At 40.5% G+C, this 8,242-nt stretch carries 9 protein-coding genes; 3 read left to right on the forward strand and 6 right to left on the reverse strand.

Features of this window, described 5'->3' with window-relative positions; translation table 11 throughout:
* Positions 1-15 precede the first annotated feature (15 nt).
* From hmpA to EU510_RS18975, 3 genes are read right to left on the reverse strand one after another with little or no spacing between them, the layout of a single operon-like run.
* A complete protein-coding gene (gene hmpA / locus EU510_RS18965; RefSeq protein WP_149594730.1) occupies positions 16-1,197 on the reverse strand; it encodes an NO-inducible flavohemoprotein in 1,182 nt (393 codons plus the stop codon).
* A gap of 20 nt (positions 1,198-1,217) precedes the next feature.
* Positions 1,218-2,450, reverse strand: coding sequence for an NnrS family protein (locus EU510_RS18970; protein WP_149594731.1), 1,233 nt, complete (start codon positions 2,448-2,450; stop codon positions 1,218-1,220).
* On the reverse strand, positions 2,450-2,719 hold the full coding sequence (locus tag EU510_RS18975; protein ID WP_149594732.1) for a hypothetical protein: 270 nt from the start codon (positions 2,717-2,719) through the stop codon (positions 2,450-2,452). The genes EU510_RS18970 and EU510_RS18975 overlap by 1 nt, the downstream gene beginning before the upstream one ends.
* Before the next feature lie 160 nt (positions 2,720-2,879).
* Here EU510_RS18975 and norR point away from each other — a divergent pair, with 160 nt between their 5' ends.
* Entirely contained in the window at positions 2,880-4,436 is a 1,557-nt protein-coding gene (gene norR, locus EU510_RS18980) for a nitric oxide reductase transcriptional regulator NorR (RefSeq protein WP_149594733.1), read from the forward strand.
* A 22-nt stretch (positions 4,437-4,458) separates the two neighbouring features.
* Here norR and EU510_RS18985 read toward each other — a convergent pair whose 3' ends face one another.
* The gene (locus EU510_RS18985) at positions 4,459-5,358 is read right to left on the reverse strand and encodes a LysR family transcriptional regulator (RefSeq protein ID WP_149594734.1); all 900 of its coding nucleotides are present in this window, start codon (positions 5,356-5,358) and stop codon (positions 4,459-4,461) included.
* 119 nt (positions 5,359-5,477) lie between these two features.
* Between EU510_RS18985 and EU510_RS18990 the strand changes: the two genes are divergently transcribed.
* Positions 5,478-6,044, forward strand: coding sequence for an NADPH-dependent FMN reductase (locus tag EU510_RS18990; protein ID WP_149594735.1), 567 nt, complete (start codon positions 5,478-5,480; stop codon positions 6,042-6,044).
* A 21-nt stretch (positions 6,045-6,065) separates the two neighbouring features.
* On the opposite strand, the gene EU510_RS18995 is transcribed toward EU510_RS18990, so the two are convergent.
* Positions 6,066-6,506 (reverse strand): TerB family tellurite resistance protein, encoded by a 441-nt coding sequence (locus tag EU510_RS18995; RefSeq protein ID WP_149594736.1) that lies wholly within the window; start codon positions 6,504-6,506, stop codon positions 6,066-6,068.
* A 99-nt stretch (positions 6,507-6,605) separates the two neighbouring features.
* On the opposite strand from EU510_RS18995, the gene EU510_RS19000 reads away from it, so the two are divergent.
* A complete protein-coding gene (locus EU510_RS19000) occupies positions 6,606-6,992 on the forward strand; it encodes a hypothetical protein (protein WP_149594737.1) in 387 nt (128 codons plus the stop codon).
* Here the strand turns inward: EU510_RS19000 and EU510_RS19005 are convergent.
* Positions 6,989-7,582: a hypothetical protein gene (locus EU510_RS19005; protein WP_149594738.1), complete on the reverse strand. Its 594-nt coding sequence runs from the start codon at positions 7,580-7,582 to the stop codon at positions 6,989-6,991. The genes EU510_RS19000 and EU510_RS19005 overlap by 4 nt on opposite strands.
* Between the last annotated feature and the right edge of the window lie 660 nt (positions 7,583-8,242).

An 8,242-nucleotide genomic window follows, 5' to 3' on the forward strand; every position in this document is an offset into this window, starting at 1 on the left:
TATTTTAAAGCGTTATTACAAGTCTTGATGCGGACCAAACACTTCATAATGAATTTGCTCGTTTTTAACACCTAGCTCAAGTAACTGGTTTTTTATAAATGCCATAAAACCGGCAGGACCACATAAGTAAAAGTCGCCATTACTCAATGGTAGCTGTGCTTGTACTGTATTTAGGTTCATTAACCCAGTAAAGTCAGCGCCCTCTGTCGCTTGGTTAAACCACGTCATTGTTTGTAAGCGGTTATAAACTGTACTTAACTCATTTAAATATTTTGAAAACGAATGCTGCTGAGTATTTTCGCAGGCATGTAAATACATAACCTCTTGATTAGAGTTGTCACTTAATAGCGTTTCAAGCATAGCCAGCATTGGCGTTTGCCCAACACCTGCTGAAATTAGTACCGCTGGGTTTGTATTATTACGTAAAAAGAAATCTCCTGCCGGCGGGTATAACTCAACAATAGTGCCTTGCTCTAATGAGTGTAAATAATTAGACACCATGCCAGGCTTTGGCTGTAGCTCTTTTTTAACACTAATACGGTAGTTTTTAGCATTACTTTTTTGTGAAATAGAATACTGGCGAATTTCTTCATATTCAGCGCCCTCTGGCTTAACTTTAATACCTAAATACTGCCCTGGTTTATGTGTAATAACAGCTTCACCATCAACCGGCGTAAGTGTAAAGCTTGTTACTAATTCTGATTCAACTTGCTTGTTGGTTATTTCAAACTGGCGAGTGCCCACCCAGCCACCGTGTTTATTTTTACTGTGCTCATACAAAGCAGCTTCTTCGGCAATACAAATATCGGCAAGTACGCCGTAAGCTTCGCGCCATGCGTACTCAACATCGGGAGTAAATTGCTCAGGAATAAGCTCTTTTAGCGTACCAATTAAATGCGCACCTACAATTGGGTAATGCTCAGGTAAAATATTCAAGCTGGTATGCTTATGGTTAATACGTGTTAGCGCTTCTTTTAATACGGCTAAATTATCAATATTTTGTGCATACGCAGCCAAGGCATTAAAAAGTGCAAATTGCTGACGACCTGTATCTTGATTCGCCATATTAAAAATATTTTTAAGCTCAGGATTATGGCTAAATAAACGCTTATAAAAATGATCTGTAACAACCGTACCTGCCTGCGCTAATAATGGAACAGTACTTTTTACAATCTCAATGGTTTTATCAGATAACATATGTGTTTCCTATGGATGAACTAACCACGACGCCCATCAACACGACGCCGCGTTAATATAGGTGTGCAGTGAATTAAAAATAATAAAAAAGCCATTAACCACAGCAAAGCACTTATTTGCCAAGCAAGGTGAGGCCCAATAATAAAAGGGAGTAATGAACGAGTAATAGCAGCCACAAGCAAAAATGCAAAAGCAACAGCCATGTAATGAGGAATAGCGAGTGTACGCCCTGTATGACCATGCGATATACGCGTCATCATTGCTAAAATCATCATACCTATTGTGCCAATAGTGATTAGGTGCAGCGCATCTTTAAATTGTATTGCACTGCTATAAAAGCTAAATGCAACCATCATTAACCCTACACCTAACGTAAGGTACGAAAAATGCAAAGACCATAACAAAGGTACTCTCAATACCTTGCTATCCCACCAAAAACCAGCCCTAAGTAGGTGAAGCGCAGCAACAGTTGCAACAACTAACGCAGGATTAATCGTGTTCAAAAACAGCTTGTTGATGAAAAATAAAGTGGTAGCCACAATAGATAAATACATCACCGCTTTATCTATTTTAGGAGTGCGTACTTGCTCGGTTAAACCCAGACCTTTAGCGGTAAAAAATGGTAAAACGCGACCCGCAACAATGCCAACTAGTAAAGTAATAACCAGTACTGCGGTATCAACCACACCAAGTGCAAGCTGCATATTTTTCTGTAAAATAAGTATTAAATACAATACATTAAGCCCACAAAGCACAGCTAAAATAGCTAAAAACGGATAGTTACTTTTGCTATTAGCTTTTAATAACATATTAGCCAACGCGGTTATGGCACCTAGCCACCAAATAACTTGTAATATAAGTGCAGCATATAAATTAAAATGAGCAATATCAGGCAGTACTACAAAAAATGCTAAGCGTGCTGCAAGCCATATAAACGTAAGCCACATAAGTGCTTTGCCACTTATGCTCGGTACGCCTGTCCATGTTTGTGCAGCGGTAAGTAAAAAGCCAGCAGCTACAACTCCTACAAAGCCAAAAAGCATTTCGTGCGTGTGCCATAATGTCGCAGGTATCGATAAGTGCCAACTTGCATGGCCTGTTAAAATAAGTAGCCAATACCCCACTGACAAAAATGCCAATAAGCCACCGCCTAAAAAGAAAGGTCTAAAAGCGAGCATCCATAACGGCCATTGAGATACTTGATGAATAGCAACGCGTGCTGGCATTGGCTCAGTTAAGTTTATAGGGCGCATTATCGTACCTCCTGCCCTAAACCATGTTGTGCAACACAGCGCAGTACGTAACTTACTTTTAAAATAGCAGCAATAACAATAGTACCAATATGAGCTGATACTTGCACCGCCATGGAAAAGTACTCAGCAAACGGGTAGCTAATTAAAATACTTACCGTAATACACACTAAACTCACAGCTAATGCAGTATTGGCAGCAAATAATACTGTTTCGTATAGTGAACTAAACTGTGTTTGATTATTTAAATTATTCAGCATTAGTGTGTTCATGGCAATCTCTGTAACTAACTACGTTACTTAGCTATTACACATACTGTGCCAATGATTTTATTCATTTAAATTCAATAAGTTAAATTAAATCACTTTACACTATGAGTCTTTATGACCTACTATAAATTAATTCATAAAAACACAAATAGGTCATTTTGACATGAACCAGCAATTCAACCTTACCCAAGTTGCTCTAGAGCTTGCTCAAAGTACACTGCATGAGCATAGTTTTGATCAATTACTAGCAACGGTTGAGCGGGTGATTCCTAGTGATGCAAGTGCGTTATTAGTGCTTCAGGGCGAGCAATTAAAACCACTGGCAATTAAAGGGTTAATGTCCGACAGTCTTGGTAGGCGATTTAAAATAGTAGAGCACCCTCGCCTAGAAGCTATTTGCAAAAGCACACTTGCGCTGCAATTTGCGCACGACTGCCCACTACCCGATCCATACGACGGATTACTATTAGCTAAAACCGGCGACATACCGGTACATGCATGTTTAGGTTTACCTCTTTATGATAAAAACGCGCTACTTGGCGTACTTACGTTCGATAGCCTTAACGCCAATGCATTTAACAGCATAAGTGCTGATACACTAAACACCTTACAAACGCTATGCAGTGCGCACTTTAAAACAGCTTTAGAGCTTACCCACTACAAGCAGCATGCACAGCATTCCAGCGCTCTAGTGCAAGAGCTAAACCGTGAGGCATTAACAAGAGATGGCGGCGAAATTATTGGTCAAAGCCCGCTAATGCAAACACTTAAAAACGAAATTAAACTCGTTGCAGCATCTAACTTTAGCGTGCTTATATTAGGTGAAACAGGGGTAGGGAAAGAACTCGTTGCGCGTAATATTCACTTAAATTCAGTTCGAAAAGATCAACCGCTTATTCACTTAAATTGTGCATCGCTTCCCGAAAGCCTTGCCGAAAGTGAATTTTTTGGTCATGCAAAAGGGGCTTTTACAGGCGCACAAAATGCGCGCCAAGGTAAATTTCAATTAGCTGATGGCGGTACATTATTTTTAGATGAAATTGGCGAACTCCCCCTTGCCATGCAAAGTAAATTATTACGAGTGCTACAAAGTGGCGAAATACAAACAGTCGGTGAAGACACGCCAAAATACGTAGATGTACGCGTTGTTGCTGCAACCAACAGAAATTTAAAAGAAGAAGTAGCTCAAGGTCGCTTTAGAGCCGATTTATACCATCGCCTCAGTGTCTACCCTATTACTGTGCCACCACTTAGTAAACGCGAGCACGACATAACACTCTTAGCTGGTTATTTTATTGAGCAAACAGCCCGTAAATTAGGGATAAAACAATTAAAACTAAGCCCTGAAGCGCAAGTATTGCTTAATCAGTACAACTGGCCAGGTAACGTGCGCGAGCTTGAACATGTCATTAGCCGCAGCGCCCTAAAAGCAAAACAAAGCCAATGGCAAAATCCAATAATAACCATTACAAGCGAGCACTGTGATTTGACACCGAGTGCGCCGCAAAACCCTCTAGTAGCAAGCCAAAGTACAACCAACACCTTAATCAACCAACCTTTAAAGCAAGCTGTAGAATCGTTACAATACAATGTAATTACCGATCAATTAAAGCTGCATAATTACAATTGGTCAGCAGCAGCAAGAGTACTTGAATTAGATAGAGCTAACTTAGTACGCTTGGCTAAACGCCTAGGGATAGAAGTAAAAAAAACACTATAATCATTTTAAAACACAGCTAAAGCTATTGATTAGCAGCTAACTTACTAAAATGTGTTTTTAGCAACCCTGCAAAAGCTTGTACTTTAGCAGTGCGATGCACTAAGTGATGCGTGACTAACCATACATCGGTAGGCCAGCTTAACTCACTGTGCAATATAGGCACTAAATCAGGATATTGCGCCGCTACGTCATGTTGTAATCCGCCTATGCCTAAGCCTTTAATTATTGCACGAGTCGCTTCTGCGGTTTCAGACACACGCAGCTTTATTTGCGCTGCGGGAACGTGCTCATCAACCCATGTAAAATAAGGCACTCGCGCATTAAAACCCGCCACGCCCGATACAAAGTTATGTTGCTGTAAATCACTTAACGATTTAGGCATTCCATGCTTATTAATGTAACGCTTATTAGCATACAAGCCCGACGAAAGCTGCGCTAAATGCTGGGCAATATAATCCCCCTCATCAGGTCTTGGGCCTGCACGCACTGCAATATGTGCTTGTCCGTGATCTAGCCTTAACCTTTTTTGTTCTAAAATGACCTCAAGCTGCACTTGCGGATGTAGCGCCTGAAATTGCTCACATACATCACCAAGTACATCCATAAAGCCACTTACCGTCGTTAGCAACAAACTACCTCTAAGAGTGCTATCGGCCGCTACTATATCGTTATGTAACTGCTCTAAGGAGCTATGAATAGTTTGCGCCGCTGCAAATAACTTGGTGCCAATTTCAGTGACCTTGTAGCCACGAGCATGGCGATGAAAAAGCCGTGCATTTAAGTTTTTTTCAAGGTTATTAATTCGCCTAAGCACTGTGCTGTGGTGCACATTAAGCTCCTCGGCCGCCGCTGTCAGCGTGCCTAACCGTGCTACTTCAAAAGCAACTTTAACGTCTTGCCAATCTTCAAATTTTATCGCCATGCTACCTACCTTTTACTTATGTGCGTATACGCACATAAGTGTTGCGTTTATTAAGGTTTTCTACAAGCAAAATTTTGCTACATTAGCGTTATAGATTTAAACACTAAAAGGTTATTAACATGTCAGCACCAAAAATTATCGCCCTAGCAGGCAGCCTTCGCCTAGAAAGCTTTAATCAAAAAATTATTAATGAGGCAGCACGCTTTGCTCTACAAACAGGTGCTGAAGTAGAAGTAATAAAATTAAATGAATTAAACATCCCATTATTTAACGAAGACATAGAAGCACAAGGCACACCAAGCGATGTGCAGCTTTTAAAAGATAAGCTACGTACTGCCGATGGTATTTTACTAGCAAGCCCAGAGTACAACGGCTCTATTACCGCAGCACTTAAAAATGCGATTGATTGGGCATCGCGTACAGAGCAAGGTGCTGCTCCTGCTTTTCGTAATAAAGTGGTCGCTTTGTTTGCAGCATCGCCTGGTGGGCTTGGCGGATTACGCGGTTTAAATCATGTGCGTGATATATTAAGCGGTATTGGATCATTAGTACTTGCCGATCAACTTGCAGTACCCGCTGTACACACATTGTTTGATGAAAATGGGCAAATTAATGAACCCGTAACGGCTGAAAAAGTATCAGCCCTCGCTCATCAGTTAGTAAGCGTTGCCAGTAAGTTAAGATAACTTGCACGCCTAAATAACTAATTATTTTGTCGCCGCGAGTTTTGCGGCGATAAAATCGGTATGCGTTACATATAAAAGCCCTGCTACTTTACGTATTACGTAGTCTTCTTGGGGATCTATCTCTCCATCGGCATACGCTAAGCGCCATAATAACTCTATTATTTCTATTCGCTGCGCCGCGCTGCAATGCTCATTAATCTGTTTTGAAAACTGAAAGTAATCTATCGAATCATCTAAGCTGCTTGCCGCGTTATTAGTAAGCTCATTAACCTCAGTATCTGTTAAATTAAAGTACTTTTTTAAGGTTACAGTCAGGGTTCGTTGTTCATCATGTTCAAGCTTGGTATCTGCGCGCATAACTTCAATTAATAATGCAGCAACCGCTGTTTTTAAATCGTGATCTTGCATACTTGGCTGCTGTTCATCGAATACAGCAAAAAGTTGTTTTATTTGTTTGAACATCACACTTTCCCTTTTTGGGTGTTAGACTAATACGTAAAGAAATCGACCTTATTACTCTTATTAATGGGTATAAAGTTCGCAAATTAAAGGATACATTTTATGAAAGGAATAAACACACCACGCTTATTTATAGGCGCTACGCTGGTGGCCCTTTCGAGTGCAAATACTGCACTTGCTAAAAAAGTCGAAACCGAGAAGCTCTACGACTTTGATAACAAAGTACATTATTACCAAACACAAATTGGCGAAGACAACTATAAAATAGAAATCCAGTCAGACGATTACAAACACTTTACCAATCAAAGTGTATTTTTATTACGCCATGCTGACCGCCTATGCCGCGGAAATACCTTTATGTTGAAAATACTTGAAGGCGTGCAAGAGTACGAACGCTTTCCAACAAAACCACGCGCTTACCAACCAGATTTAAGTGTTTTACTCCAATGTGAAACTAAAGAAGATAAAAACAAGAGTAAGAAACCTTAATCTTTATAACCCCAAGGTGCTGATGGTGGAGTAATCGGTTTAGTTAAATCAAAATCCACCTTAAACTCACGCCCTTGGCGAATTAATCGATAAGTAAATACTTCTGGGTAAATATACATTTGCCATGTATTACCTACAGACTGTGCAATGCCTTCTTTCACGAATAACTCTTTAGAGTATTGGTCTGCTGGAAACGACTGCATTTGCGCAAACCCTGCATCAAGCGTATGGCCACCATACATAGTTGATGCGTCGTCTGTTCCATCTTTATGACGATGATCGTGCTTTAAACTCAAACCACTACCCGTTTTCGTTATGATCCACGTACGTGATGCATCGTCTCCTACATGAAACGGTACTTGTAACTCAGTGTCGCTGCATTTACGTACATGCATAACCAGCTTTTTATCTGTAAATGAGCTTGGCCCTTTTGCATTATCTACCGCTACTCCACCCTCAAAAGCTTTACCGCAATGCGCTGCAATACTATTAAAAAAGGCATCATGAGTAGGAATAGACACTAACGGTGCAGGGCGTGCAAAAGCTGTCGATGAAGCAAGTATTAAAGTTGCTGCAGTTAATAATTTCATATGTTTCTCGTTATAGTTATTTTAAAACACCTGTAATAGTACAGCTTTCTTAAGTACTTTATTAGAAGTATCTATATAAAACTGAGAACAGGACAACTAGATAAAATTTTAAGTAACGATTAACGATTAAATATCTCAGCCTTCATTAACAACCCTACTTAAAAAATATTAATTGCACACTTCTAGATGTAATTTTAGCGTCGGGAGTCGCTACGCTCGTCCGACCTACGTGATGGGTGTTGGTATGAATGTCTGTTAATTGCGCGTATTTTACTTTTCTGCAGACGTAAAAAAGCCCGACTCTTTCGAATCGGGCTCTACAATATGAAGTCTGGTGATGTCGTAGTGCCCACAGCGGTGGAGAGTCACAGTGAAATGCTACACTATCTTTGTGTCGGGGCGGCCTTCCGTGGGGCTCGCCTTCGAGCTGTTTTGTTTGATGTATAGGAATACAAATGCCGTGGAGTACAGGATGTACGAAAGCGGCCACTACTGAGTTCGTCATGGGCTCTTGGCTATTTATTAAATCCCAGACAGCAAAAAACCCGTCACATTGCTGTAACGGGTTTCTTTAATTTGAAGCCTGGTAATGTCCTACTTTCACATAGCAAATGCTACACTATCATCGGCGCTGTTTCGTTTCACTACTGAGTTCGGCAT

The sequence above is a fragment of the Pseudoalteromonas sp. FUC4 genome (assembly GCF_008370255.1).
Lineage (GTDB): Bacteria > Pseudomonadota > Gammaproteobacteria > Enterobacterales > Alteromonadaceae > Pseudoalteromonas.

What these genes read in the sequence shown, in the direction of transcription:
- hmpA (WP_149594730.1), bottom strand. Translation starts at nt 1,197, where the DNA reads ATGTTATCTGATAAAACCATTGAGATTGTAAAAAGTACTGTTCCATTA.
- EU510_RS18970 (WP_149594731.1), bottom strand. Translation starts at nt 2,450, where the DNA reads ATGCGCCCTATAAACTTAACTGAGCCAATGCCAGCACGCGTTGCTATT.
- EU510_RS18975 (WP_149594732.1), bottom strand. Translation starts at nt 2,719, where the DNA reads ATGAACACACTAATGCTGAATAATTTAAATAATCAAACACAGTTTAGT.
- norR (WP_149594733.1), top strand. Translation starts at nt 2,880, where the DNA reads ATGAACCAGCAATTCAACCTTACCCAAGTTGCTCTAGAGCTTGCTCAA.
- EU510_RS18985 (WP_149594734.1), bottom strand. Translation starts at nt 5,358, where the DNA reads ATGGCGATAAAATTTGAAGATTGGCAAGACGTTAAAGTTGCTTTTGAA.
- EU510_RS18990 (WP_149594735.1), top strand. Translation starts at nt 5,478, where the DNA reads ATGTCAGCACCAAAAATTATCGCCCTAGCAGGCAGCCTTCGCCTAGAA.
- EU510_RS18995 (WP_149594736.1), bottom strand. Translation starts at nt 6,506, where the DNA reads ATGTTCAAACAAATAAAACAACTTTTTGCTGTATTCGATGAACAGCAG.
- EU510_RS19000 (WP_149594737.1), top strand. Translation starts at nt 6,606, where the DNA reads ATGAAAGGAATAAACACACCACGCTTATTTATAGGCGCTACGCTGGTG.
- EU510_RS19005 (WP_149594738.1), bottom strand. Translation starts at nt 7,582, where the DNA reads ATGAAATTATTAACTGCAGCAACTTTAATACTTGCTTCATCGACAGCT.